The sequence below is a fragment of the Micromonospora arborensis genome (assembly GCF_003205615.1).
Classification (GTDB): Bacteria; Actinomycetota; Actinomycetes; order Mycobacteriales; family Micromonosporaceae; genus Micromonospora; species Micromonospora arborensis.
Genome location: NZ_PYBV01000008.1, coordinates 1 through 25,132 on the forward strand (window position 1 = coordinate 1; position 25,132 = coordinate 25,132).

Below are 25,132 nucleotides of genomic sequence, written 5' to 3' on the forward strand. Positions count from 1 at the left end.
CCACTCCCGTGGACGCAACCGCCCGGCCTTTCCGGTAGGTAGGCTCGCCGCATGGAGTTGACCCCTGAGCAGCGGGCGTACGTGCGCAACCTCGGCCGAGAGTACGGCCGCTGGTTGAGAGACAACCACGACCCCGAGCGGTGCACGACGACCCCGTGCGGGCCGTGCCAACTGAAGGCGGCGGAACGCCGCAGGCGGTCCTGAGTTAGGGCTGGGATAGTCGGCCTGGGGAATCTCGAGGTGGCGAACAGGCCCCCGTTCCGCCGGAACAACGTGCACCCTCAGGTGCGCCGCCTCACCCTGCCGCACGCCTGCCGGCCCCTCGGGCGGCTCGTCATCTCCTATCCGCTGGCTTGGGAGGTTCCCGATAAGCGAAGCCAACAGAGCCGCAAAGCCGCGGGTTGCAGGGGGCGATCATTGATCAACCATCTGGCAACGAACGCGTTGATGACTTCGGATCCCACTGCCGAGCGACGCCATCCCGCACGGAGGTCAGTTTTACCGTCGCCTGATCAAGCGCATTGGAAGTTGATCGCGCCTTTCGTCCAAGGCTCCTGAGCCGCTAACCATCCTCCACGCTTGCTGCCTTGGTTGCTTCAAGCTCAGACTGCAGCTCGGCGTTCTCATGCTTCGCAACTCCACCTGTACGTGAGAGAGTTGCTTGCCCAGCCCTGTGGTCATCGCGGTAGCCATCTGCATGAACTTGTCTGCGATGTTGGCTTTCCGCTCGTCTCGGTTGAGGCGGTGGCCAAGCAGCGCGTGGATCAACGCACCCACCCCGAGTGCCGCAGCGAGAGCAACGCCAATGTTGATCTTCTCGGCGGTGGTCACGGTGCCTGCCTTGAAATAGATGGCGGTCTGGCGTCGGGCGGGCTGCCAACCCGTCACCTCGATTGAAGTCGACTGGCGTGCGAAGGTCAGCCTGTAAGAAGGTTGACCAGGATTCCAGTAGGGATCGACGCGGCCACCGCAGCAAGAAACCACCACAACTCCATCCGCTGGCCTCGGCGAGCGGTGCCCTGGACGAACGAGGCGGCGCTTCGTGCCGCAGCTTCGGCCACGAGTGGCTGCCAGGCGGATTGAGCGTTTGGGCTCATGGCCGCCGTGTAGCTGTCTGGCCCTGGCCGACGAATGCGAGAAGTCCGCGAGTGACCTTCGCGGCTCTGCGAGGGCCGATGGTGACGTCGCTTGCCAGGGGCCGGTCGGGTTTCTCGGGATGGCTCGGCAACCGGCTCTGTCGGTACATCGGCGACCGATGTGTCGCTAACTCCACGTTCTGAGGGGAAGCGGTCTCCAGCCTTGTGATAGTTGGTGACGGCACTGTCTCCGGCAGCCGAGACGCCCCGTCCGGCTACCGCATTATTCCGCGCTGCTGGAACACGGAGGTTGGGGCTGCCGTCCCTGGCGGTTGGCAGCCTCACGCCGATCCCCGCCGCTATCAACAAGACGAAGCTGATGGCGAGTGCAGGAATCGTCCACGGTGTCGGCAGGAAGTAGCCGCCGGTGCCTGCGGCGACAGCGATCGCAAATAAGACCATGAGTGGGGGCCTCTGTCTCACGCTCTGATTTGACCAGATGACTGCAAGTGATGTCGTCAGCCTTCTGGTCCTCCTTCCGTCATAGAGCAGGTTGGGTGAGCGGACGGTGGGGTTGCGGCAGCTCTACGTGTTGCGGCACGCTGCTTGCCACGGGGAGCGACTGGTTGGTTGCCGAGCGCGGGCAGTCGCCGGGCAGTTAGACGGGGGAAGAGGCTTGGTTTCACCTCTACGCAGTAAGCATCGTCCGAGTCGGATGAGGTTCCTGCTCTGGGCCGCAGGGCCCGTCTTCGAGCTGCCTGTTGTAGCTCTCGCGATCTCATCCTTCCCCGATGTGGCCGCCGAAGCAGCCTTCGGCTCTGCAGGATCGCAGGCCGTAGCGCTGGTTGCGATGGTGCTTGTGCTGGCGGCGGTTACGTTCGCATGGGTCGTGGCTGCAGCCGGTCTCCGTCGAGTCCTGGCGTTGCTACTGGGGATCACCTCGGGACTCCTAGTCGTATTGATGGTCGGTTTCGGCATGAGTGGCACGTGGGTTGTATTCGCAGTACTCCTTGCGCACTCCGCCGTCGCAACGGCGGTCATCGGATGGCTGCTCGTGAGCAGGCCAAGTCCTGCTCAGTCGGCGCGGTTAGGGCAGTGATGGCCGCATGAGTGACGACATCCTTGCCCGCCTTCAGCAAATCCAAGGGCATACGCTGAAGCTTCAAGCCGCGATGCAGTCCCAGCCCAAGCCCAGCGAGGGGCACGGGACCGACCCGAGCGGTTGCGTTGGCCTTGTGGTCGACCCTGACGGGCTGCCTTCACGCATCGAGGTGAGAGCCGGTTGGCAGCGGCATGTGGCCGCCGCAGAGTTGGGCCCGTTGGTGCTGCTCGTCTTTCAGGAGACGGCTGCTCAGGCGACACAAGCGTGGTCTGAGTCCTTCGATCTTGACGCGTGGCGGTCGCGAGCTGAAGCGGCGCGAGCGGGGGAGCGGGAGGGCGCAGGGCTGCCGCCCTTGCAGCAGGCCCGGCCGTTCGGTAGTCCGCGCGACCCGTTGACGCTGACTGAGGAAGCGCTCAAGGCGCTGAAGGCGACGCGGGACCAAGCTGCTGCGCCGCCCGTGACAGTGACTGGCTGGGACGGCGACCGCGCTGTTTCGATCACCCTCACCCCTGGTGGGTTGCAGGGCTGCACCATCAATCCGCGGTGGGCACTGAGGCAAGGTGCCTCGGCTCTCAACGCGGCTCTCAGGGAGGCGTTGAGAGCCGCCCGTGCGGCGATAGAGGAGCACGCCGCACGACGCAGGGCAGAGGCCCAAGGGCTCGACGACTTGGCGCGCGAGGCACTGGCCACGCTCGCCAGATTCCAGGACTTCAACAACCCACCCGAGGAGGGCTGAGATGCCGCCCCCGAGCCGTCAACAAGTCACCGTCGCCACGGACGCTCTGCGCACCGAGGCCGGAGAGTGGGACCGGCAGAGCGCGGCGATGTCGGCAGTTGTGCCGAAGGTTGCCGGCATGGAACTTGGCCGGGTCGAGGCCGGCCTCTTCCAACTCATCGTCTCGCCCTACAACGAGATCGTTCAGCACGTCAGCCAGCGCTGCCAAGAAGGCCAAGCCGCCATGACGGAGGTGGCGACCACGCTCCGAAAGGTCGCCGACACCTACGACGAGGAAGACCGCAGCAACGAGCACAAGCTCCGAAACCTCTACTGATGAGGGCATGACGTGGACTTCAGTAAGGCACAGTTCGAGGGGTTGCTCACCGACATCAGCGCCGGCTTGGACGACCTGAGCATGCGCCTCGACCAGATCGGACCAGCCGCTACCGCCGCCGCTAACCATTGGTACATCCCGCCGGGCGTGGCCGATTCGATCCTCTGGCTAGGCAGACAGACCGTCGAGGTCGGCAGACAGGCCCTCGACTTCCTCATCGATCTCATGAAGGGTGCTACCGCCCCGATCTTCATGTTTAAGGACGCCTGGGACTGGATGGACGTCCGGGGCTCCGCTTCCGGTGTCGCCAGCGCCCTAACGGAACAACATCTCGTCGTCGACAACTCCGACTGGGCGGGCAAGGCGCGAGATGCCTACGTCAGCAGCGTTGGCAGCCACGCCGACGCGGCATCCAGGATCACGGCGATCGCGGCGAGCACCTCAGGTCATCTCCTTGCGTGCGCGGCAGCCGGCGCAGCCTTCTACACCACCCTGGCAGTTGTTCTGGCGAAGCTCATCGTCGCCGCGATCGCGGCGATAGCGGCGTTCGGGTCCGCCGTCTTCTCGTGGGTTGGTGCCGGCATCGTCTTGGAAGAGGCAGGCGTCAACACCGCGATCGTCGCTACCGCGATCGTCACCCTGTCCGCCTTCCTCGCCGCGCAGGCAACCAGCATGGTCAACCTGCACGGCGAGGCGGTGGACAGCCGATCCTTCCCGGGCGGCAAGTGGCCCTCGCCCAACTCATCCACCTACAGCGACGCCAGCGTGAAGGACGGGGACGCCGACTGGTCTCTTGCGTAGAGCAATTGCTTGCTGTGTCTGCCGGCGGGCTCGTTCGCCAACCAGATACTCATCGCGGCCAGGGTGTCGATCCACAACTTCATCGCCGAGGCGTTGGGTCTGGTGACGAAGCTCCGAAGCCGCAGGTCAGGCTGGCTGAAACTAGTAATCCGAGGCCCCTCGATCGGGCCCTGTCGCTCGAAAAACGCTGGTCACCGAACCAGTCCACTTCTTACGCGCGCCCTGCATAGGTGTATCGAGTGTCAATACATCGAGACCACCTAGCTATGGTGTCTCCAGCGCAACGCACAGACCCACCTGTCACTGACGTCTTTGCGGGTACGGGAGCGTCCCTCCGCGCGGGGGACGGTCCTCCGACCCAGGATCTCGGGGAGGGACGGCGAGTGACGATGCGCCGCAAGGGGCCTTCGGGCCCGAGGAAGAACCGGCAGACCAACGCCAACCAGTGGCGGGATGTCGGGGAGTGGGTGGCACTGATACTCAAGGTGCTCGCCTACGCCGTCGGCCTTGCAGTAACGCTGGCCGGAAACGGGTGCGGGCCCAACTGACCTGACCGGTCAACTGGGCCCACGACCGAGCGGGAAGGGCCTCCGCCTCGTGGCCTCGGAAACCTGGGGCGGGGGTCTTCCACTGCACCACACTGCATCGCAGTGCATAGCGTTGTAACGCTTCGCACGATACATCTCGTGACAGAGTTGGGCGACACTGTGTTGCCTATCTTTGCCAGGACGGCGGGCTAAGGCGCGTGTCGGGCAGCCAAGGAAGGCCTCAAGCGTGGCGCTGGATCTCTTCGAGGGCAAGGGCTTCAACGGTGCAACGTTGGCGGTCGCCCTGCTAGCCCTGCTCGTTGGCACCGCAGGGGCTCACTTCGCGCGTAGGGCGCTGCTTCCACCTCGGAGAAGCCTTACCATCCACCTTCTGGCTCCTGCTCGACTGCTAAACAGCGCACGGGCTGGTCTCGACGACTTGGTTGTTTCGCGCAAGGGACGTGTGCTTCACGATCCCTACGTTGTGACCGTCATCTTGAGAAACACTGGCCGGCACGCAATCGCGAGTGAACACTTCGATCAAGGTCGACCCATCAGGATCGACCTCGGCGTTTCCGTCGAGGCCCTCCTCCACCCGCCAGACGGCGCGGCGTCGTCCGGTGTTGCCGTCGACGGCCAAGCGATCCTCTTTGGCCCCGAACTGATTCGACACAAGCAGGAGACTCTGATCCAGATCTTGACTTCAGATGCCCCGAAGCCGAGCAAGGATGCGGTCATTGAGCACCTGGTGGACACGGAGGTGCGGGTGGAGGAGGACGGTTATGCAGAACGAGAGCGGTCGCGGGGAGCGCTCCTAGGAGCGCTCACGAGCATCGCTGGGCTGGTGTTCGCCGCTTACACTCTTGTTCGAGAGTTGATCGAAGTGGCGTTTTAGCTACAGGTGGAGCCGCCGCTACGCCGGCTCCGTCTTGCCCGCCCAGGCGGCAAGCTCCTCTCGCGTATACAGGTCGGCGTTACCCTGCTTCCCGCGTGCCTCGGGCACTTCACCGACGCCACGCTGTAGCCGCTTCTTGGTGGCTTCGTAGGTCCAGGGCAGCACCCCGGCCTCTACCGCCTGACGCAGCGTCAGGAAGTCTCCGGCAGGGCTTGATAGGCCGCTGACCTGCGAAGTCCCCGGGGACCGGGGACATGCAAGCTCCCTAGCTTCCGCAACAGTCAGGTACGCGACCTGTGTCTCAGTAGCCTGACCACCGATGACGATCTGCCATCGTCCGAGCGTCCGGGACGCTCGGGGCATCGCAGCCTCAGGAACCAGCATCTTCCAGTTGTTTGCCGTGTACCGGGCGAGGCAGCGAACCCCAAAGTTCTCCCGCGCCTCCGGCCCGCCGATGGCCCTGGCGGTGAGCATCTGCGCGATAGCCAGCACGTTGACCTTGGCACTGCGGCCCATGAACAGCAGATCGGCTAGAGCCGACACGGCAGGCGACCGTTTCGGGTCGCCTTTGCCGCGTGCCTCGGCCCAGAAGTTGACGAGCTGCCCGATGGTGGCGTTCAACTCTTCGGCGATCACCAGCACCCGGGGACCGGGGTCCCAGTCTTCCGCTTCGTGCATCGCCAGGGTGTTCCGCTCGTCGGCGAGAGCGGCGAGGCGGACCAGGGCGTCATGCATCTGCGCCGGCTTGGTGCAGTAGTCAACCCCGGACAACCCGAGGGCCCACCGATGAGACCCCTTGCGGTCGAGGATGACCACCCGTCCGCCCCGATTGAGCACCTGGACCGCAACCAACTCGGCAAGCACGCTCTTGCCCGCTCCCGTGCCCGCGCTCACGGCGATGTGGGGAGAGTCGTCGCGCAGAGACAACGTGACGGGGCGATCCCCGGCACCCTGCCCGATGTAGAACTCCCATTCGGCCAACCCGGCAAGGTTGGCGGCCACCTGCTCGGCACCGACCCGGGACGGTGGACGCTTACGAACAGTCCACGTAGCGGTTACCCGCGGCCCAACTTGGTGCCACGTCTCCACCAAGTCAGCAACGGGAATCTTGCTGCCCACGATTGAAGAGACGAGCTGCCGTTGCTCCCTGGTCAGATACGGGGTATTGGCTGTCAGTTCTATACGCGGTCCCTTGTCCGGGTCCGCGGGACGGCGGAACACGGCCAGCCGGGACGTGATCGGCTCGGCCTGCCGCTGTGCCGCCCATGCGGCCCGCTGAGCGCGCTCAGGGAGCCACCGGATGATCGGCTCCGCGTTCTCCCCGTACCAGAGGCGTACGGCCTTCTCAGCCGGACTGAGTGGCTTGGCCAGCCGGGGCGTGAGGTTGCCCAACGACGGATCAACGTGGAGGCGTATGCCGGTCTGTAGACCCATCGCGGGGACGAGAGCTGCCAGGGTCGGGGTGACGTACTCCCGGTTAAACCGGCGCATGGTGAACCGTCGCCTGAGCCGGTAGCCGGACACCAGGACAGCCGAGCCGATCAGTGAGCCGACCTGCTCAGGCTGAGCCACGGCCAGCGCAGCCGTAGCCGGCACACTGAGCCGGATCACCTGACGCTGCCAGCCGGCGAGCCGGCCCGGTCCCCGGTGCCGGTACGGGTAGCCAGGTTTGCCGCTGAGCGGCCTACCGGAGAGGTACCGATAGGCCACCCGCGACACGGTGTGCTTGCGCTGGAGCTTGCGGAGAGCCCGCTCAAGCTCAGTCATGCCGCTACCCCCGTCAGCTCTGGTGCACGCTCGCTGACGACAGCCTCCGCAGGCTGCGCTGGGGAAGCCGAGCCGGTTGAACGGGTGGGGCGGTAACGCTTCACGGTCGCCAGGGATACCCCAGCAAGCTCAGCGATGCGGGCATGAGTCGCCCCGGGCTCGGCGAGGTGAGCCGACATGATCCGGTCAGCTGAGGTGAGCGACCGGGGGACAGGCTTACGGCTCGGCTCACTGGCCCGCTTGACCCGCTGAATCTTGGCCGGCTCAGCCGGCTCGGCGGCAACCGGCTCGGGGGTCGGCTCGGGCTCGACGGCAACCGGCTCAGCGGTGACCGGCTCGACCGGGGCAACCGGCTCAGGGTGGATCAGCTTGCCTCGACGGCTCAGCACCTCGACGGCGATGAGGAACGCCACCGGGGGAACGGCGGCAACGGCACGGGCAGTCCAGGTCGGGTGAGCCGATGCGACGTTGGCGGCAAGGGTGGCGACGATGCCGAACGCCACAGCGAGGCGAGCGGACAGGCGAGGCTTCCGGCCGCTGCGCTTGTCGTCGAGCATCGCCAGCGTGCCGACCAGGATCAGACCATCGATGGACAGCGGGAGCACGGCGGCAACCGAGACCTGCTCACCAGCCTGCCGAGCGACCTGGAAGATGTGGGAGAACGAGGCGTAGCCGGCGACCAGCGCGACCAGGCCGGTGGTCAGGCGAGAGGTAACAGAGGTGATGTTCACGCTGCGGCCTCCTCGGTTGTGGGGGCGGCGGGGGTGCTGTCGTGCTTCTGGACCAGGTGCCGGGCGACCAGGAGCGGAACGACCATCGAGGCCGGACCACCGATCAGGATCAGGACCAGGGCGTAGGCGGCCGTTTCGTTCATCGCCCACCAGCCAGAGCCTCGGAGCGGCACGGGCCGCAGTTGTGGGCGAGGGAACCCCGGTGACGCGGGCAATGGTCGGTGCCGCTGGTGGGTGGCAGGGCCGCCCCCCGACGCTCGGCGTACGGGTAGCCGCTGGTGCCGGGGTTGGTGTTCTTGTTCTTCGGGTTATTCGGAAGGAAGCGACGCCAGTCCCGGGCGCTTGCGCCCGTCTTCTTCTTCCCTTGGTCTTCACCACTTCGGGTGTCAGCCAAGGTGTCACCCCTGGTGCCCTGCTCTGTCACCCCGGACGGCTGATCTGTCACCCCGGCGGGCTGGTTCGTCACCCCCTGACCGAGGACCAGGCGGTAGACCCGAGTCGCGATGCCGGCAACCTTGGCGACGACCAGGCGGCCGAGCTGAACCAGCTTGGCGAGAGCCCGTTGCACGGTCCGCTCAGAGCAGCCGGCGTACTCGGCGAGGGTGGCGACGGACGGCCAGGCGTGGCCTTCCTGGTTGGCGTGGGCAGCGATGGCGATGGCTACGGCGCGCTCGTTCTTCCCGAGATCACGGGTCGCGAGCAGGGCGGCCTTGACGGCTACACTCATGGCTGATCGGGGTCCTGTCCCGGTCGAGGGCCCGGGGCTCAGGTGTTACAGCACCTGCCGGGCCCGTTTTTGTCGGTACCCGCCGCGCTCATGCGTCGGCGTATCAGGACCCGGGCTTCCTTGACGCGGTACGGCCGGCAGTCGCTCTCGTGCCGGTAGGCAACGGCAACACGTACGGGCACCCGAACCTGGGGCTGCTCGCCCGGCTGAGCAGGGGAGGCGCCCGAGTGCTGCGTACCGACACCGACGGCGACCTGGCGGCAATCCGGACTGATGATGGCCTGGCCGTGGCCCGTCGTGGGATCCCACCGGGTCGACAATCCTGAGCCGCCCGCGCATCGGTGCACGCTTGAGCCGCCCGCGCATCGGTGCACGCTTGAGCCGCCCGCGCATCGGTGCACGCTTGAGTCGACGGCGCATCGGGTGCGCGGCCCACCGATCAGCGAAGCCCTCCGCGCTGACCGGACGGCGTCCGCCTTCGTTGTCTCACGCGATGCCGGAGCTCGACGTCCAATACGAGCATTTTGTCCTGTCGATGCGAGTCCAAGACGAGCAGGTTCCAATACTCGCCCTGCTGATCCACTCCAGATCGCCGATATGGGGGCATCGGCGGTGATTGATAGCGCGATATCGGCGATCTCGTGTGGATCAAGCGCGGGGCTCGCGGGGCTCGTGGCGCTCGCGGGGCTCGTGGCGCTCGCGGGGCTCGCGGGGCTCGTGGCGCTCGTGGCGCTGGCGGGGCTCGCTGGGCTCGTGAGGGCGGCCGGTCGGGCGCCGACCAACCCCGCAGCAGCCTACGCCCGATAGGCGAATTGCGGATCTGATGATGAATTGGGATAGATGTCGGGATTTGCGCTGTGTGCGGGCTGCGCCGACCAAGCAGCGAATGAGCAGGCACGATCCCGCCGTGGGCCGTGCGAATATGGGCGGCGTGACCGCCGCCAGCCTCGCCCCCATTCTGCTCGTCCTCGGTGACGAGGAACTGCTCGCCACGCGCGCGGTCACCGAAGCTGTCGCGAAGGTCCGCAGCGTCGACGCCGAGGTGGACGTCCGCGAGTACCAGGCCAGTGCGCTCACCGTCGGCGAGATCGCCGAGATGCTCAGTCCCTCGCTGTTCGGCGGGCGGCGACTGCTGATCCTGCGTTCCGGCCAGGACGCCCGCAAGGACCTGGTCGCCGCGCTGCTGGCGTACGCGAAGAACCCCGACCCGGACGTTCAACTGCTGGTGCTGCACCTGGGCGGGGCCAAGGGCAAGGCGTTCGCCGACGGGCTGCGGGCGGCCGGCGCGACGGTCGTGCCGGCGGCGAAGCTCAAGGGGCACCGTGACCGGGTGGCCTTCGTTCGTGACGAGATCCGACGAGCGGGTGGGAAGTGCACCGACGACGCCGCCGAGGCGCTCATCGCGGCGGTCGGCAACGATCTGCGTGAGCTGGCCGCCGCCTGCTCCCAGTTGATCGCCGACACCGATGGGCGGATCAGCGCCGACACGGTCGCCCGTTACTACCGGGGTCGGGTCGAGGTGACCGGCTTCACCGTGGCGGACGCCACCATGGTCGGCGACGTGCCGGGGGCACTGGAGGCACTGCGTTGGGCCCTGCACGTCGGGGTCGACCCGGTGCCCATCGCCGATGCCCTGGCCGACGGGGTGCGCACGGTGGCCCGGGTTGCGTCGGCGGGGCGGGGCAACCCGTACCAGCTCGCCAGCACCCTCGGGATGCCGGCGTGGAAGATCGAGCGCGCGCAGCGGCAGGGGCGGGGCTGGACGCCGGAGGGTCTGGTCCGGGCCATGCAGGTCGCAGCCGAGTGCAACGCGGCCGTCAAGGGCGGCTCCGACGACCGGGCGTACGCCCTGGAACGCGCGGTCTTTTCGGTCGCGGCAGCCCGGCAGGGCAGCACCCGGTGACGGGAGCGAACCGCCCAGCGTGGGCCACCGTCGCCGGCGACGAGGAGCGGTACCGACCGCTCTACGCCCGACTCCTCGGTCTGCGGTTCGTCAACCCCGGCGGTGTGCTGTGCTTCCTCTTCTTCGAGGGGACCATCGCCCTGGCGGTGCTGCTCGCCCTCGCCGAGTTGGTCACCTGGTGGGCGGTACTGGTACTGCCGGTCGTGGTGGCGGCGATGGTGAAGCTCAACGACATGGTGGCCGCGATCGTGGTTCGTTCCGCCGCGCTCGTGCCCGAGCAGGAACGGGACCGTTTCCGTCGGCAGATGGAACCGGTGGTCGGCCGGGCCCGGGTGGAGTGGATCTCGCACAGCGTCACCGGCGTGGTGATCACCGCCGAACCGGTGCCACCCACCCGCCGCGCCGACCCGTCCGGCTGAGCCCCGGACCGAAAGGCCGAGCCCCGAGCCGAAGGCCGAACCGCGGACCGGAAGGCCGAACGGCGGACCGAAAGGCCGAGCCCCGGGCCGGAAGGCCGAGCCCCAATCCGTCCGGCTGACCGCCGGGGTTGCGGGCATACGACCGGGCTGTAGACACACGGAAGCCCCGGACCGAGGTCCGGGGCTTTCCGAATCAGTCTGACGGTGAAATCGTCAGGCGGAGAGCGCCACCACGCGCTTCGCGATCGCGGACTTGCGGTTCGCGGCCTGGTTGGAGTGGATCACGCCCTTGCTGGCGGCCTTGTCCAGCTTGCGCGAGGCGTCCTGCATGAGGGCGGTGGCCTTCTCGACGTCACCGGCCTCGACAGCCTCGTTGAACTTCCGGACGGCGGTCTTCAGCGACGACTTGACCGACTTGTTGCGCAGCCGGGCCTTTTCGTTCTGCCGGTTGCGCTTGATCTGGGACTTGATGTTCGCCACGCGACAGCCTCGTCTTGATAGCTCGGGTTGGTCAGCTTATGCGCGGGATGACGAACATGCGTCATCGCTGCGCGAAGAGCCAGGTTACCAGGTCGCCCGGGACGAGCCAAAACGGCTCGGCCTTCGCGCGGACGGACCCGGCCCGTCGGGGACCAGAATACCTCCCGGCCGTTGCCGCCGGTCAGCGCCAGCCCTGGCGGCGAGCCAGCCAGTCGAGTGCCTGTTCACCGCTCCACCGTTGGTGGGCGGGCAGGTGCGGCGACGCGGTTGGCGGTGCCGCCGCGGCACCGGTGAGGTAGTAGCCCGCCAACGCGGCCAGGGTCGCGTCCAACGCGTCCGGGGGTGCGCCCGCGGTCGCCGGGTGCGCGGCGAAGAGCCGGTCCGCGTCCAGCCCGCTGGCGTACGCGGTGAGCAGCAGGCCGGCCAGGTCGAACCAGGCCGGCCCGGAGCAGACCCACGTCCAGTCGCAGAACCAGGCTCGGCCGTCCGCGTCGATCAGCACGTTGTCGACCCGCAGGTCACCGTGGATCAGGCCGGTCACCCCGGCGGCGTACCGGGGGAGGCGCGACTCCAGCGCCACCAACTCGGGCAGTCGGCCCTGTGCCGGTGGCGGCAGCGGTGGGGTTGGCTCGCGACCCTCGGCGACCTCCTCCCACCACAGGATGTCCGAGCGGGCCAGATCGGCCAGGTGCGGCAAGCCGAGCGCGGTCAGCTCCGCCGGCGGTTCGGCCAGGGCGGTGGCGACCTCCGCGTACCCGGCGAGGGTGGCGTTCAACTCGCCGGCTACCCAGGGCAGGCGCGGGGTGTGGCCGTCGACGGCGTCGGTGCAGAGCACGAACCAGCCGGCCTCGTGCAGGGTCCACCGGGGGCGGGGCGCGGGCAGGCCCGCCGGCAGCCGGTCCAGGATCGCGGCCTCTCGGGCGTACCAGTCGACCAGATGCGGTTGCTCGGCGGCCGGTGCCGCCTTGACGAAGGCCCGGCCACCGTCGGCCGTCTCGAGCACGGCGGCGAACCCCCGGGTGAACCCGGCGCCCGCGACGCGGGCGGTGACCACCGGCGCGCCGAGCCGTTCGCCGACCGCGGCCCGCAGCGCCGCCGGCAACGCCGGCCACGACGGGCGCAGCGCGCTCGCGTGGTACGGCACCGGCGGCAGCGGGGGAGGAGACACCCCACCATGCTGCCCCGGGGTACGTGCGCGACGCACGGCGACACTGCCAGACTGCCAACCCATGAGGACCGAGGACTTCTGGCAGCTGATCGACCAGGCTCGGGCCGGCGGCGGGGGTGAGCCCGGCCCGGTCGCCGCGCGGGCCGTCGCGCTGCTCGCCGAGCGCGACCCCGAGGACATCATCGGGTACGCGCGGCATCAGACACGGGTGCTGGCCGCCTCGCACAAGGCGGACCTGTGGGGTGCGGCGTACCTGATCAACGGTGGCGCCTCGGCCGACGGCTTCGAACACTTCCGGGGCTGGCTGATGACCCAGGGACGGGCGGTCTTCGCCCGCGCGGTCGCCGAACCGGACTCGCTGGCCGAGTTGCCCCAGGTGCGGGCTGCCTCGCTGAGCGGCGAGGAGTTCTCCGCCGAGCAGATGCTCTCGGTGCCCTGGGACGCGTACCGCAAGGCCACCGCGACCGAACTGCCGGCGGACCGCGACCCGGTGCGCACGCCGGACCTCAACGACTTCTGGGACTTCGACGACGAGGAAGAGGCGCGTCGTCGGCTGCCCCGGTTGGCCGCACTCTTCGTCGAGCCGCCGATGGAGTGAGGGGGCCCCGGGCCGATCCGTCGCCCGCGCAGCGGGCGCACCCCGGCGGCGTGGGAACATAGAGGGGGTCGGCGGCGCGCCGGCCTGTTCACGTCAGCCGACCAGAACGGACCGCTGTGCCACCGAAGCTCGATCCCGGCGCGAACGCCCCTGGTGCCACCGACCCCGGTCGCATCCGGAACTTCGGCATCATCGCCCACATCGACCACGGGAAGTCGACCCTGGCCGACCGGATGCTGCAGCTCACCGGCGTGGTCGACCCCCGGCAGATGCGCGCCCAGTACCTGGACCGGATGGACATCGAGCGCGAGCGCGGCATCACCATCAAGAGTCAGGCCGTCCGCATGCCGTGGACGATCCGCGACGGCGAGCGGACCGGCGAGCACGCGGTGCTCAACATGATCGACACCCCGGGGCACGTCGACTTCACCTACGAGGTGTCCCGGTCACTGGCCGCCTGCGAGGGGGCCGTGCTGCTGGTCGACGCCGCGCAGGGCATCGAGGCGCAGACCCTGGCCAACCTCTACCTGGCCCTCGAGAACGACCTGCGCATCATCCCGGTGCTCAACAAGATCGACCTGCCGGCCGCCCAGCCGGAGAAGTACGCGGAGGAACTCGCCCACCTGATCGGCGGCGACCCCGCCGACTGCATCCGGGTCTCCGGCAAGACCGGCGAAGGCGTACCGCACCTGCTCGACGAGATCGTCCGGCAGTTCATCCCGCCGGTCGGCGACGCCGAGGCGCCCGCCCGGGCGATGATCTTCGATTCGGTGTACGACGTCTACCGCGGCGTCGTCACGTACGTCCGGGTCATCGACGGCCGGATCAGCGCCCGGGACCGGATCAAGATGATGTCCACCGGGGCCGTGCACGAGCTGCTGGAGATCGGCGTCATCTCGCCCGAGATGGTCAAGGCCGAGGCGCTCGGCGTCGGCGAGGTCGGCTACCTGATCACCGGTGTCAAGGACGTCCGGCAGTCCCGGGTCGGTGACACGGTCACCATCAACAGCCGGCCGGCTGCCGAGGCGCTGGGCGGCTACAAGGACCCGAAGCCGATGGTCTACTCCGGCCTCTACCCGATCGACGGGTCCGACTACCCCAACCTGCGCGAGGCGCTCGACAAGCTCAAGCTCAACGACGCCGCGCTGGACTACGAGCCGGAGACCTCCGGTGCGCTCGGCTTCGGCTTCCGCTGCGGCTTCCTCGGCCTGCTCCACCTGGAGATCATCCGGGAGCGGCTGGAACGCGAGTACAACCTCGACCTGATCTCCACCGCGCCGAACGTCGTCTACCGGGCGATCACGGACGACGGCGCGGAGATCGTCGTGACCAACCCGAGCGAGTACCCCACCGGCAAGATCGCAGAGGTGTACGAGCCGGTGGTCCGGGCCACCGTGCTGACGCCCAACGACTACGTGGGCGCGGTGATGGAGCTCTGCCAGGGCCGGCGCGGCACCCTGCTCGGCATGGACTACCTCTCCGCCGACCGGGTGGAACTGCGTTACACACTGCCCCTCGCGGAGATCATCTACGACTTCTTCGACCAGTTGAAGAGCCGTACCAAGGGCTACGCCTCACTCGACTACGAGCCCTCCGGCGAACAGGCGTCCGAGCTGGTGAAGGTGGACATCCTGCTGCACGGCGAACCGGTGGACGCGTTCAGCGCCATCGTGCACAAGGACAAGGCGTACAACTACGGCGTCACCATCGCCGCCAAGCTTCGTACCCTGATCCCCCGCCAGCAGTTCGAGGTGCCGATCCAGGCGGCCATCGGCAGCCGGGTCATCGCCCGCGAGACCATTCGGGCGATCCGTAAGGACGTGCTCGCCAAGTGCTACGGCGGTGACATCAGCCGTAAGCGCAAGCTGCTGGAGAAGCAGAAGGAAGGCAAGAAGCGGATGAAGATGGTGGGCCGGGTCGAGGTGCCGCAGGAGGCCTTCATCGCCGCCCTCTCCTCCGACTCCGGCGACGGCAAGGCAGCCGGAAAGAAGTAGCGCCACCTGGTGGTGCGGCCACCTGGTGGTCGGTCGCCCATTGGCACAGCCGCTCATTGGTGCGGTCGCTCGTTGGTGGGGTCGCCTGTTGGTGCGGTTGCCTTCCGTGCGGTCGGTCTTTGTGCGGTCGGTCTTTGTGCGGTCAGGTGGCCGTGTGGTCGGGCCTCCGGTGGCCGGCTCTCTCGACGGTTGGTCTGTTTCGGTTGGTCTGGCGCAGTCGGGCTGGTTCGGTTGGCCTGCCTCGGCCGGGTTTGCCGCGGCCGGGCTGTCTCGGTTGGTCTGGCGCGGTCGGCCTGTTTCGGTCGGCCTGCCGCAGCCGGGCTGCCTCGGTCGAGCTGCATCTACCGGTCTCGTCGACCCGTTGCCTCGGTCGGGCTGTTTCGACTAGTCCCCTTGGCCCGTCTGCCTCGGCCGGTCCGCCGGCCCGTTGTGGGTGCCGGCTGGCAGTTGACGACGGTGGCGTGACCGCGGCTGTAGAAATTTTTGAGGCGTTGTCGCCGGCCGAGCGGGTCAACGAGATGGGCTCCTACCTGTGTGGACGCGCTCCCGCTCCAACCGACGCACTCGCGAGGAATTGACGCCTGGCGTTGTCCTCTGAGGTGAGTCGGTTTGGGCTTTCGACGGGGCGGGCATTTAGCGGTCACGACAGGAAGCACACAGATCGTGTGTCCGACATTCTTTTAGGGAGGACGACCGTGGAGCTCACCGTGTGGGGCATTGTCACTGCGATCGTTGTTGGTCTCATCGTCGGCGCGCTCGGCCGCCTGGTCGTCCCGGGTCGGCAGAACATGCCGATCTGGCTGCACATGCTCATCGGCATCGGTGCGGCTCTGCTGGGCACCGTGTTGGCGCGGGCCATTGGTATCGCCACCGAGACGAGCGGCGTGGACTGGGGCGAGCTGCTGGTGCAGGTCGTCGTTGCGGCCATCGCGGTCGCGCTGGTGGCTGGCGTGGGTCGCCGCCGCCACGTCACCCGATAACACCGAGCAATACGAGTACCACCGCAACACCCCGGATGGGCGCCCGACCGACAGGTCGGGCGCCCATCGGCGTTCCTCCTGGCGGTGGCCGGTCACCGTGCCTGTCGGGCGCCTCCGGTACGTCGGATCGCCCGTGCTCGGCTCTGCGCCCCTTCGGCGACGTGAGGGTGTCCTTGTTGTGCGGCCCTGGCGTGATCCACTCCGTTTCGGCGATGTGGGGGTGTCTTCGTGGGTTGATACCGCCACGTCGGCGGTCTGGTGTTGATCTTCTGGTCCGGTGTCCTGAGGGGGCCGTGTGGCGGGGTGTGGTCGGGTTTTTGTGGTGCGGCCTGGCGTGATCCACTCCGTTTCGGCGATGTGGCGGTGTCTTCGTGGGTTGATGCCGCCACGTCGGCGGTCTGGTGTTGATCTTCTGGTCCGGTGTCCTGAGAGGGCCGTGTGGCGAGGCGTGGTCGGGTTTTGTGGTGCGGACCCCGCGTGATCCACTCCGTTTCGGCGATGTGGGGGTGTCTTTGCGCGTTGATGCCGCAATATCGGTGACCTGGTGTTGATCATGAGGCCTGGAGGCTGGTGGCCGGTGGCCGGCCGGGTGGGCCGGACAGCCGAGCGGCCTTGGTGGGCCGATGGCCCCGGTGGACCTGGGTCGCTGGCCCATCGCCCCCGCCCCCGTTGCCCCGGTCGCCCTGGTGGTCCGCCGGCTCGGTCGCACTGGTCGCGTCTGTGGGGCATGCGGGGGCGGGCGGTGGAACGTGTTCCTGTCGGCCAAGTCGTGATCGTTTGGTGGCTGGAGTCGGTTTGGATTTTCGACGGGCCGGGCATTTAGCGGGCACGACAGGAAGCACACAGATCGTGTGTCCGACATTCTTTGAAGGAGGACGACCGTGGAGCTCACCGTGTGGGGCATTGTCACTGCGATCGTTGTTGGTCTCATCGTCGGCGCGCTCGGCCGCCTGGTCGTCCCGGGTCGGCAGAACATGCCGATCTGGCTGCACATGCTCATCGGCATCGGCGCGGCTCTGCTGGGCACCGTGTTGGCGCGGGCCATTGGTATCGCCACCGAGACGAGCGGCGTGGACTGGGGCGAGCTGCTGGTGCAGGTCGTCGTTGCGGCCATCGCGGTCGCGCTGGTGGCTGGCGTGGGTCGCCGCCGCCACGTCACCCGATAACGACCCGGCATCACCTGCGGGACAGCAAAACTGGTAACGACCTGGCATCACCTGCCGGACAGCAGTACTGGTAACGACCTGGCATCACCTGCGGGACGGCAGTACTGGCAAGACGGCGCCACACGAAAGAGCGCCCGGCCGTGGCCGGGCGCTCTTTCGTGCGAAGTGCCCACGTTCGGCCCGATGCCAGGGCGCCGCTCGTCGGGCCTCTGCGGTACGGTCGCCACGATTTCGGGCCGCCCCGCCCACTGTCGTAAAGGAATTCTTCGTACTAAGGTGCGGCGGAGAAGGTTAGTTCCAGGCGGCGCGAGGGGAGAACTGGCGTGAACAGGTGGAAGCGGCTGGCCCCGGTCACCGCCATGGTGGCCTCGGCCGCGATGGTGCTGACCGGTTGCGGGGGCTCCGGTGAGGACGCGGCCGACGACAGCAAGCTCACGGTCTGGATGATGGGCGAGGGCGGCGAGGCGCAGAACACCTTCCTCGACGGGGTCGAGGCCGAGTTCCGCCAGAAGCACCCCGACACGGACGTGGTGGTGCAGTACATTCCCTGGCTCGAGGCGCCCAAGAAGTTCCAGGCCGCGCTCGCCGGGGGCGAGGGGCCGGACGTCACCGAGTTGGGCAACACCGAGACTCAGGGCTGGGCTGCCCAGGAGGCGCTCGCCGACGTGAGCGGGCGGATGGGCGGCTGGGCCGACGGCAAGGACCTGCTGCCTGACCTGGTGCGCAACGCGCAGCTCGACGGCAAGCAGTACGGCGTGCCGTGGTACGCGGGCGTCCGGGCGATCTACTACCGCACGGACTGGTTCGCCGAGGCGGGCGTTCAGCCGCCGAAGACCTGGGACGACCTGGTCACGGTGGCCAAGGCTGTGCAGGCGAAGAAGAAGGGCACCTACGGCATCGCCCTGCCGGGCAACTCCGAGCTGCCCTTCTACTCCTTCCTCTGGGGTGCCGGCGGCGAGATCGCCAGCAACCAGGGCGGTGCCTGGAAGTCCGGTTACACCACGCCCGAGGCGCAGCGGGCCGTCAAGTTCTGGACCGACCTGGTGACCGTCCACAAGGTCGCCCCGCCGGCGGCGGCGGGCTGGAACGAGATCGACGCGCGCACCCAGTTCGCCACCGGCAAGGCGGCGATGGCGTTCGCCGGTAGTTGGCAGCAGGCCGCCATCAAGAAGGACAACCCCGAGATCGAGAAGGTCTGGGGTACGTTCCCGATCCCCGGCCCGGACGGCAAGGCGGCGCCCGGTTTCGCGGGCGGCTCGGACGTGGCGATCTGGAAGGACAGCGAGCGGCAGGACCTGGCCTGGGATTACCTGACCGTGCTGCTGAACAAGAAGAACGCGCAGAGCTTCGCGAGCAGCCTCGGCTTCTTCCCGGTCTACCAGGATCTGGTCGCTGGTGACACGTACGCCAATGACAAGGTGATGGCGGCGTTCGCCACCACCATGCAGAACACCAAGCTCACGCCGCTCACCCCGAAGTGGGTGGAGGTCAGCCGGACCAAGACGGTGACCCAGGCGATGAACAGCTCGGTCATGAAGGGTCAGAAGACGGTCGAGAAGGCTACCGCCGATGCGGCCGGTGAGATGGAAAGCATCCTCAACGCCAAGTGACCACGCTGACCGAGGTGCCGGAGACGGCCGCCGCGCGGGAGACCCCCGCGCGGCGGCGTCGCCGGGTGGACCGCCTGCCCTACCTGCTGCTCCTGCCCGCACTGGTGATCATCGGGGTGTTGCTGCTCTGGCCGCTCGGCCAGGTGGTGGCGATGTCCTTCTATCGGCTGAACAGCGTCCGGCAACTGCGCGGGGACCGAGAGTGGCCGTGGGTGGGGCTCGGCAACTACGCCGACATCCTCTCCGATCCGTTCTTCCTGACCGTGCTGCGCAACACGGTGTTGTTCGCCGCGGCCAACGTGCTGCTCACGATGATCCTCGGCACGCTGGTGGGGCTGCTGCTCAACCGGCTCGGCCGCAAGATGGCGACCTTTGTGGCCAGTTGCGTGATGCTCGCCTGGGCCACACCGGCGCTGACCGGCACCATCGTCTGGAAGTGGATCTTCGACGACACGAGTGGCCTGGTCACCTGGCTGTTCAACGCGCTGCCGGACGGGCTCTCCAGCAGCCTGTTCGGTCGTAGCGACTGGACCGGGTACGGCTGGTTCAACTCGCCACTGCTCTTCTTCGCCATCCTCACCCTGGTGGTGGTCTGGCACTCGTTCCCGTTCATCGCGGTGAGCGTTCTCGCTGGTCTCAAGAGCGTTCCGAGTGAGTTGCACGAGGCGGCCCGGGTGGACGGCGCCAGCCCGTGGCGGGTCTTCTGGAAGATCACTTTCCCGCTGTTGCGCCCGGTCTTCGGGATCCTGATCGTGCTCTCCACGATCTGGGACTTCAAGGTCTTCACCCAGCAGTTCGTGCTGGCCGGCGGCACCCAGGACCGGCCGACGTTCATGCTCGCCATCTACTCGTACGCCGAAGCTTTCTCCCCGCCGCCGAAGTACGGACTCGGCGCGGCCATCGCGGTGATCCTCACGCTGATCCTGCTGGTGGTCACCGGGTTCTACGTACGGATGGTGCTCAGGCAGGAGGACGAGTCGTGAAGAAGGTCGCCCTCAACGCCGCCGGGCTGCTGGTCGCGCTTTTCGCGGCGTTCCCGGTCTATTGGATGATCTCGACTTCGCTGAAGCCGAGCGACGAGATCTTCTCGGCCACTCCGCAGCCGGTGCCGACCCACCCGACGCTGGCGCACTATCGGGAGATCCTGACCGGCAACCTGATCCCCGGCGTCAGCTTCTTCGACTTCTTCCTCAACAGCGCGTTGGTCGCGGTCTCCACTGTGGTGCTCAGCGGACTGGTCGCGTTGCTCGCCGCGACCGCGGTGGCCCGGTTCCGCTTCCGGCTGCGGACCAGCTTCCTGATCATGCTGCTGGTGGTGCAGATGATCCCGCTGGAGGCGTTGGTCATCCCGCTCTTCCTGATGATCCAGCGGCTGGGGCTCTACAACACGCTGCCCAGCCTGATCCTCACGTACCTTGGTTTCTCGCTGCCGTTCGCGGTCTGGATGCTGCGCGGCTTCGTCGCCGCGGTGCCCAAGGAGTTGGAGGAGGCCGCGGCCATCGACGGCGCGAGCCGGGCCCAGACCTTCCGTCGGATCCTCTTTCCGCTGGTCGCGCCCGGCCTGGTGGCCACCAGCATCTTCTCCTTCATCACGGCGTGGAACGAGCTCATCTTCGCGTTGACGTTCATCAACGACCAGGGGAGCTACACACTGCCGGTCGCGATGACCTTCTTTTTCGGCCGGGACGACACCAACTGGGGGCCGGTGATGGCCGCGTCCACCCTGTTCACCCTGCCGGTCATCATCTTCTTCCTGCTGGTGCAGCGCCGGATGGTCTCCGGCCTGGTGGCCGGTGCCGTCAAGGGCTGACCCGCTGGCCGCGGACGACCGCAGGGGCCGGTGGTCAGCCGCCGGGCAGGACGGTGAGCCCCGACCGGGCGACGATTTCCTGTAACGCCGCCACGTGCCCGTCGAACGCCGCCCGACCGGCCCTGCTCAGGGTCACCGAGGTACGCGGGCGCTTGCCCACGAAGCTCTTGCGGATCTCCACGTATCCGACCTGCTCCAGCGTGGTGAGCTGCTTGGACAGCGCCGAGTCGGAGAGCCCGAGCTGCTCGCGCAGGTAGCGGAACTCCGCCCACTCGGTGGCCGCGAGCAGGCTCACCAGGGACAGCCGGGTCGGCGCGTGGATCAGCTCGTCGAACCGGGGAGTGCTCACCGGCCGCCGCCAAGCGGTCGGGTGGTCATCACCCGGCGAAGGTAGCGCATCAGCGGCAGCCCGGTGGCGGTCATCGCGCCGCCGGTGGTGGCCGCGCCGATCGTCGCGGGCCAGGCCAGGCCGGCCGCCTCGGCGGCGAACCCGGTGCCGAGGCTGAGCGCGACCAGGACGAGCACGTAAACGGCGATGGTGATCGCGCCGTGTACACCGATGAGGCTGGTGTGGACCTGGGCACGGTGCCGCACCACGACTCGGCCCACGACGGCGGCCAGGCCGATCGCGTACGCCACCGACCCGACCGCGAGCACCCACGGCCGGCGGGTCTCCACGGCGGCGGTGAAGGCGACGATGAGCCCGCCCAACGCCGGCCAGTACCAGTGCGGGACGAGGGTGGCGGTGACTACCTGGTCGCGGCGGGCGTGGATCTCGGCGAGTGCGTCGGCGGCCGACGCGGGAGTGATGCCAGGCTCGGTCATGACTGCTCCTTGAGGAGAAGGCAAGAACTTTCTTGTCAAGCAAGTAGAGCATCTCCTTGCCCAATAGGAAAGTACTTTCCGCATCGAGCACAATATGGCTACTCCTGGCCTCGACGTGCCGTTAGGCTGGCGCCATGACGGGCAGGGTGGCAGCGGTGAACCTCGGCGTCGTGACCGAGGCGGAGTGGGCTGGCGACGCGAGCGGACGCAGCGGCATCGACAAGCGACCGGTGGACGGGCCGGTGCTGATCCGCTTCGACGGGGTGGTTGGTGACTTCATCGGCGAGCGGGCCCATCACGGCAGCCCCGACCAGGCGGTCTACGCCTACGCGGAGGAGGACGCCGGTTGGTGGACGACCGAACTGGGGCGGGACATCAGGCCCGGTGGCTTCGGCGAGAACCTCACCACGTACGCGGTCGACGTCACCGGCGCGGTGATCGGTGAGCAGTGGCAGGTCGGTGCCGCCCTGCTCCAGGTGACCAAGCCCCGAACGCCGTGCACGACCTTCGCCGGCTACTGGGGCGTACCGGATCTGATCAAGCGGTTCACCGCCCGGGCACTGCCCGGCGCCTACCTGCGGGTGTTGCGGGAGGGGGAGGTGGGCCCGGGCGACCCGGTCGAGGTGGTGGAGCGGCCCGCGCACGGTGTGACCATCGGCGAGGTGTTCCGGGCGACCAGCCTGGAGCCGGAGTTGTTGCCCCGGCTGCTCGACGCGCAGGACCTGCCGGAGAAGATCCGCGAGAAGGCCCGCCGTCGCCTCGCCGCCCTGGGCTGACCGCGGTCCGCGACGACACCCGGCCGTCGGGTCGACGACACCCGGCCGTCGGGTCCGGGTCGGGACAGCCGGCGAGCAAGTGGGTGGATCGGCCCGTAAGAACCGGATGACGGGGCCGGCGGAGGATCCTTGCCCGTATTGTCCCCACCGAGGGCCTGCGGCGGGGGACCGGGTGAAGCGCGATGTCGATGGCGACGGATGGTGGTGCGGCGGCGGCGTCGGCAGCCGACCCGGACCTGGAGCGTCCGGCGTTCCTGGAGCTCTTCTTCGATCTCGTCTACGTCTTCGCGCTTGTCGCCTTGGCGACCATGCTGGCCAACAAGCTGACCTGGACCGGCTTCGCCGAGACGCTGGTGCTGCTGCTCGCGTTCACGATGATCTGGGCGCTGACCGTGTGGGGGGCGGACACCATCGACCTGGCCCGCCCGTCCGGGCAGGGACAGTTCATCTGGGTGGCGGCGGCCAGCCTGCTGTTGGCCGCGGTCGCGCCCGAAGCGTACGACGATCGCGGGCTGCTCTTCGCGATCACGTACGTGTTCATCCACTTCAGCACCTCCGCCTACTACGTTCTTCTCACTCCGACCAAGACCCTGCTCCCCAACAGCATCCGGATCCAGGTCTGGGAGTCCGTCGCCGGCATCGGCTGGATCGGTGGGGCGCTCGTCGGCGGTTCGGGCCAGTTGCCGATCTGGGTGCTCGCGGTCGTCGTCGAGTACTCCGCAGCCGCGTTCGGCTGGCCGGTGCCCGGGATCGGCCGCTCCCGAGCGCGCGACTGGCGGCTGGTCGGCGGGCGGGTGGCCGAGCGTTACCGGCAGTTCGTCATCGTCGCGCTCGGTGTCTCACTGTTCGTGACCGGAACGACCTTCAGCACGAACGATTTCACGATGGACCGAGCCTGGGCGCTGGTGGTGGTGTTCAGCACCGTGGTGCTGATGTGGCGGATCTACATCTACCGCGCTGGTGAGCTGCTGACCGATGCCATCGCCCGGTCGACAAACCCGGCGCTGCTCACCCAGTCCGCCGCGGTCACCCATCTGATCATGGTGGCCGGAATCGTCGGCGCGGCGGTCACCAGTCGCCTGGTGGTGGGCCGCCCGTGGGGCGAGACCCCGCCGTCGTGGGCTGTGGTCATCCTCGGTGGCCCCGCGTTGTACCTGGTCGGGCGGGGCGTACTCGACTTCACCGTGTTCGGGCGGATCTCGCGGTCCCGGCTGGCCGGGCTGGTGCTGCTGGCGTGCGTGGCGCCGGCGGCGCCCCGGCTGCCGCCGGTCATGGTCGCGCTGCTCGCCATGACCGTGTTGGCCCTGATCGCCGTGGCGAACCTGGTGAGCACCCGCCGACACACGCGCACGCCGGCACCGCCGATGCGGCGGTGACTCATCGCGGCGACGGCGAGGCGGCCCTCATCGCGCCGACGCGATGGCTCCGACCGGTCCGCGACGCGCGGCCAGTTCTTCGCAGACCAGGGTGAGCAGCAGGACCAGGTTCGCCACCACCAGGGCGGTCAGGGGCCTGAGCAGGAACGCGTCGGGCACCACCCGGGCGCAGAGCGCCACGACCGCCAGCGCCACGATCGCCAGCACCCGGGACCACAGGATCCGGGCGGTCACCACGGCATCGAACAGGACGCTGCCGAGCAGGAACAGAATTGGTCCGCCGAGGATGGCGGCCAGCAACTCGACCGGGGCGCGGTCGAACGGTCGGTCGACGACTATCGAGGTGCTTGTCGAGACCAACACCACCCCGGCGACCATGACCAGATGGGTGTACGAGGTGGAGGTGCCGGAGCGCACCCGTTCCACCATCGCGACACCCGGCGGGGCCAGGATCCGCTGGACCCGCTGGAAGTAGAGCTGGAACAGCAGGACCGCGCTGACGAACGCGACAGCGCAGGCGGCCACCGGACCGGCCGTGAATCCACTGCCGGCCAGCCCCAGGCCGGTGTTCAGGATCAACTCGCCGAGCGCGACGATGAAGATCGCCCGGTGCCGCTCGGAGAGGTGCACCCCGGTGAAGATCTGGCTGGCCAACTCGGTACGCCCCAGCCACGGCGTCGGCCAGCCGATCCGGGCCGAGCCGAGGTCGACCGCCACCGCGATCGACCAGAGCACCAGCCGAGCCGTGTCGTCCACGAACACTCCGGCCACCCATGGCGCCACGGTGATGCCGAACCAGAAGAACACCCGGATGCTCCGGGCCTGGATCGAACGGTTCACCCGGGTGCCGGGGATCAGAACGGCGTCACGGGCGAGGTGGATGCCGAAGTACGCCGCGACGAAGAGCCATCCGTACCGGCCGAAGGCGTACGGGGTCGCGATCGCCATCAGCAGGGTGCCGAGCATGACCAGCAGGACTGTCGCCTGGATGATCGGCAGTCGGGGGTTGAACAGGTCGGTGAGCCACGCGGTCAGCACCCAGACCCACCAGGCGGCCAGCAGGAGGACGGCGGTCTGCGCCGCACCTCGAATGCTCAGGTCGCCGGCCAGGCTGGCAGCGAGCCGGGAGAACATGAAGATGTAGACCAGGTCGAAGAAGAGCTCCAGGAAGGTCGGATATTCCGGCTCGCCACGTCGGCGGAGGATCCGGGGTAGCGGAGCGGACGTCACTGCGGCTGCCTCCTGTGCCACCCCGCGCCCCGGGCGGCGGGTGCGCCCCGACGCTGCGCACCCGCCACGCTACCGACAGTGTGGCGTCGGGTGCCGCAGAACGGACTCGTCCCGGGGGC

At 68.2% G+C, this 25,132-nt stretch carries 27 protein-coding genes and 1 pseudogene; 19 read left to right on the forward strand and 9 right to left on the reverse strand.

The features are described from left to right. The first annotated feature begins 51 nt into the window (after window positions 1–51). From C7C45_RS33920 to C7C45_RS06070, 7 genes are all read left to right on the forward strand, one after another. Window positions 52–204 carry a hypothetical protein gene (locus C7C45_RS33920; protein WP_167454664.1) on the forward strand — a complete coding sequence of 51 codons (153 nt, stop codon included), beginning with the start codon at window positions 52–54 and terminating at the stop codon, window positions 202–204. 444 nt (window positions 205–648) lie between these two features. After that, the gene (locus C7C45_RS33540) at window positions 649–897 is read left to right on the forward strand and encodes a hypothetical protein (RefSeq protein ID WP_146247276.1); all 249 of its coding nucleotides are present in this window, start codon (window positions 649–651) and stop codon (window positions 895–897) included. Between the two features lie 894 nt (window positions 898–1,791). Further along, window positions 1,792–2,175, forward strand: coding sequence for a hypothetical protein (locus C7C45_RS06050; protein WP_244200261.1), 384 nt, complete (start codon window positions 1,792–1,794; stop codon window positions 2,173–2,175). 7 nt (window positions 2,176–2,182) lie between these two features. Beyond that, a complete protein-coding gene (locus tag C7C45_RS06055; RefSeq protein WP_110562667.1) occupies window positions 2,183–2,914 on the forward strand; it encodes a hypothetical protein in 732 nt (243 codons plus the stop codon). Between the two features lies 1 nt (window position 2,915). After that, window positions 2,916–3,230, forward strand: coding sequence for a type VII secretion target (locus tag C7C45_RS06060; protein ID WP_110562668.1), 315 nt, complete (start codon window positions 2,916–2,918; stop codon window positions 3,228–3,230). Between the two features lie 12 nt (window positions 3,231–3,242). Next, the gene (locus C7C45_RS06065; RefSeq protein WP_110562669.1) at window positions 3,243–4,031 is read left to right on the forward strand and encodes a hypothetical protein; all 789 of its coding nucleotides are present in this window, start codon (window positions 3,243–3,245) and stop codon (window positions 4,029–4,031) included. 774 nt (window positions 4,032–4,805) lie between these two features. Next, on the forward strand, window positions 4,806–5,453 hold the full coding sequence (locus C7C45_RS06070) for a hypothetical protein (RefSeq protein ID WP_146247277.1): 648 nt from the start codon (window positions 4,806–4,808) through the stop codon (window positions 5,451–5,453). Window positions 5,454–5,471: 18 nt separating this feature from the next. On the opposite strand, the gene C7C45_RS06075 is transcribed toward C7C45_RS06070, so the two are convergent. From C7C45_RS06075 to C7C45_RS06085, 4 genes are read right to left on the reverse strand one after another with little or no spacing between them, the layout of a single operon-like run. After that, window positions 5,472–7,220: a type IV secretory system conjugative DNA transfer family protein gene (locus C7C45_RS06075; protein WP_110562671.1), complete on the reverse strand. Its 1,749-nt coding sequence runs from the start codon at window positions 7,218–7,220 to the stop codon at window positions 5,472–5,474. Continuing rightward, complete coding sequence (locus C7C45_RS33925) at window positions 7,217–7,951, reverse strand: DUF2637 domain-containing protein (RefSeq protein WP_167454665.1); 735 nt, start codon at window positions 7,949–7,951, stop codon at window positions 7,217–7,219. The genes C7C45_RS06075 and C7C45_RS33925 overlap by 4 nt, the downstream gene beginning before the upstream one ends. Next, the gene (locus C7C45_RS33930; protein ID WP_167454666.1) at window positions 7,948–8,094 is read right to left on the reverse strand and encodes a hypothetical protein; all 147 of its coding nucleotides are present in this window, start codon (window positions 8,092–8,094) and stop codon (window positions 7,948–7,950) included. Before C7C45_RS33930 ends, C7C45_RS33925 begins: the two co-directional genes overlap by 4 nt. Continuing rightward, window positions 8,091–8,678, reverse strand: coding sequence for a helix-turn-helix domain-containing protein (locus C7C45_RS06085; RefSeq protein WP_110562672.1), 588 nt, complete (start codon window positions 8,676–8,678; stop codon window positions 8,091–8,093). The genes C7C45_RS33930 and C7C45_RS06085 overlap by 4 nt, the downstream gene beginning before the upstream one ends. An 89-nt stretch (window positions 8,679–8,767) precedes the next feature. Between C7C45_RS06085 and C7C45_RS06090 the strand changes: the two are divergent. From C7C45_RS06090 to C7C45_RS06105, 3 genes and pseudogenes are all read left to right on the forward strand, one after another. Then, window positions 8,768–9,004, forward strand: a pseudogene (locus C7C45_RS06090) (hypothetical protein); the annotation flags it as partial. Window positions 9,005–9,600: 596 nt separating this feature from the next. Further along, the gene (gene holA / locus C7C45_RS06100; protein WP_110562674.1) at window positions 9,601–10,581 is read left to right on the forward strand and encodes a DNA polymerase III subunit delta; all 981 of its coding nucleotides are present in this window, start codon (window positions 9,601–9,603) and stop codon (window positions 10,579–10,581) included. After that, the gene (locus C7C45_RS06105) at window positions 10,578–11,000 is read left to right on the forward strand and encodes a hypothetical protein (RefSeq protein WP_110562675.1); all 423 of its coding nucleotides are present in this window, start codon (window positions 10,578–10,580) and stop codon (window positions 10,998–11,000) included. The genes holA and C7C45_RS06105 overlap by 4 nt, the downstream gene beginning before the upstream one ends. Window positions 11,001–11,213: 213 nt before the next feature. On the opposite strand, the gene rpsT is transcribed toward C7C45_RS06105, so the two are convergent. Beyond that, window positions 11,214–11,480 carry a 30S ribosomal protein S20 gene (gene rpsT / locus C7C45_RS06110; protein ID WP_110562676.1) on the reverse strand — a complete coding sequence of 89 codons (267 nt, stop codon included), beginning with the start codon at window positions 11,478–11,480 and terminating at the stop codon, window positions 11,214–11,216. 181 nt (window positions 11,481–11,661) lie between these two features. After that, on the reverse strand, window positions 11,662–12,648 hold the full coding sequence (locus tag C7C45_RS06115; protein WP_244200262.1) for a phosphotransferase: 987 nt from the start codon (window positions 12,646–12,648) through the stop codon (window positions 11,662–11,664). Between the two features lie 61 nt (window positions 12,649–12,709). Here C7C45_RS06115 and C7C45_RS06120 point away from each other — a divergent pair, with 61 nt between their 5' ends. The 7 genes from C7C45_RS06120 to C7C45_RS06150 all read left to right on the forward strand — a co-directional run bounded on the left by C7C45_RS06120 (window position 12,710) and on the right by C7C45_RS06150 (window position 20,806). Beyond that, a complete protein-coding gene (locus tag C7C45_RS06120) occupies window positions 12,710–13,246 on the forward strand; it encodes a DUF4240 domain-containing protein (RefSeq protein WP_110562678.1) in 537 nt (178 codons plus the stop codon). A 116-nt stretch (window positions 13,247–13,362) separates the two neighbouring features. Next, window positions 13,363–15,240: a translation elongation factor 4 gene (lepA, locus tag C7C45_RS06125; protein WP_110562679.1), complete on the forward strand. Its 1,878-nt coding sequence runs from the start codon at window positions 13,363–13,365 to the stop codon at window positions 15,238–15,240. A gap of 695 nt (window positions 15,241–15,935) precedes the next feature. Then, window positions 15,936–16,220 carry a GlsB/YeaQ/YmgE family stress response membrane protein gene (locus C7C45_RS06130; RefSeq protein ID WP_110562680.1) on the forward strand — a complete coding sequence of 95 codons (285 nt, stop codon included), beginning with the start codon at window positions 15,936–15,938 and terminating at the stop codon, window positions 16,218–16,220. 881 nt (window positions 16,221–17,101) lie between these two features. Next, entirely contained in the window at window positions 17,102–17,386 is a 285-nt protein-coding gene (locus tag C7C45_RS06135) for a GlsB/YeaQ/YmgE family stress response membrane protein (RefSeq protein ID WP_110562680.1), read from the forward strand. Window positions 17,387–17,709: 323 nt separating this feature from the next. Then, complete coding sequence (locus C7C45_RS06140) at window positions 17,710–18,996, forward strand: sugar ABC transporter substrate-binding protein (protein ID WP_110562681.1); 1,287 nt, start codon at window positions 17,710–17,712, stop codon at window positions 18,994–18,996. Beyond that, on the forward strand, window positions 18,993–19,979 hold the full coding sequence (locus tag C7C45_RS06145) for a carbohydrate ABC transporter permease (RefSeq protein ID WP_110562682.1): 987 nt from the start codon (window positions 18,993–18,995) through the stop codon (window positions 19,977–19,979). The genes C7C45_RS06140 and C7C45_RS06145 overlap by 4 nt, the downstream gene beginning before the upstream one ends. Beyond that, window positions 19,976–20,806: a carbohydrate ABC transporter permease gene (locus C7C45_RS06150; protein ID WP_110562683.1), complete on the forward strand. Its 831-nt coding sequence runs from the start codon at window positions 19,976–19,978 to the stop codon at window positions 20,804–20,806. The genes C7C45_RS06145 and C7C45_RS06150 overlap by 4 nt, the downstream gene beginning before the upstream one ends. A gap of 34 nt (window positions 20,807–20,840) precedes the next feature. Here the strand turns inward: C7C45_RS06150 and C7C45_RS06155 are convergent, their stop codons facing one another. Both C7C45_RS06155 and C7C45_RS06160 read right to left on the reverse strand, forming a co-directional pair. Next, window positions 20,841–21,155, reverse strand: a complete 315-nt coding sequence (locus C7C45_RS06155; RefSeq protein WP_110562684.1) for a winged helix-turn-helix domain-containing protein — start codon at window positions 21,153–21,155, stop codon at window positions 20,841–20,843. Continuing rightward, entirely contained in the window at window positions 21,152–21,631 is a 480-nt protein-coding gene (locus C7C45_RS06160) for a hypothetical protein (RefSeq protein ID WP_110562685.1), read from the reverse strand. Before C7C45_RS06160 ends, C7C45_RS06155 begins: the two co-directional genes overlap by 4 nt. 134 nt (window positions 21,632–21,765) lie before the next feature. Between C7C45_RS06160 and C7C45_RS06165 the strand changes: the two genes are divergently transcribed. Together C7C45_RS06165 and C7C45_RS06170 are read left to right on the forward strand one after the other, a co-directional pair. After that, window positions 21,766–22,407 (forward strand): MOSC domain-containing protein, encoded by a 642-nt coding sequence (locus C7C45_RS06165; protein ID WP_110562686.1) that lies wholly within the window; start codon window positions 21,766–21,768, stop codon window positions 22,405–22,407. 182 nt (window positions 22,408–22,589) lie between these two features. After that, a complete protein-coding gene (locus C7C45_RS06170) occupies window positions 22,590–23,783 on the forward strand; it encodes a low temperature requirement protein A (RefSeq protein ID WP_110562687.1) in 1,194 nt (397 codons plus the stop codon). Between the two features lie 27 nt (window positions 23,784–23,810). Here C7C45_RS06170 and C7C45_RS06175 read toward each other — a convergent pair whose 3' ends face one another. Next, complete coding sequence (locus C7C45_RS06175; RefSeq protein WP_146247278.1) at window positions 23,811–25,013, reverse strand: low temperature requirement protein A; 1,203 nt, start codon at window positions 25,011–25,013, stop codon at window positions 23,811–23,813. Window positions 25,014–25,132 lie beyond the last annotated feature (119 nt).